Raw genomic sequence first — 255 nt, forward strand, 5'->3', positions numbered from 1 at the left:
TCACCCTGCACATACGCCTTAAATTCCAATTGCGAATTCGGTGAGGACAACGCCAACGCATCCGTCGCTTCGTTAAACTTCACCGCCTGCGCACTCAATGTCTCTATCCCTATCGCTACCCCACGATTTTGATCGCCTACCGTCAACAATCCCGGTAAGGCCAAACTTTCAGTCCCGATAAACATCACGTTCACCGTGTTCCCCAGCGATAAGTCACAATCCGCCAGTTCAATCGCAAACCGCTGACCCAAGGTT

General features: G+C 51.4%; 1 protein-coding gene. It reads right to left on the minus strand.

Annotated features, from left to right (window positions below; all coding sequences use genetic code 11):
- On the minus strand, positions 1–255 hold a 255-nt coding region (locus AAZR93_RS21720; protein ID WP_434721054.1), incomplete at both ends, for a fimbrial protein.

Source organism: Providencia sp. Je.9.19, assembly GCF_051129765.1.
Taxonomy (GTDB): domain Bacteria; phylum Pseudomonadota; class Gammaproteobacteria; order Enterobacterales; family Enterobacteriaceae; genus Providencia.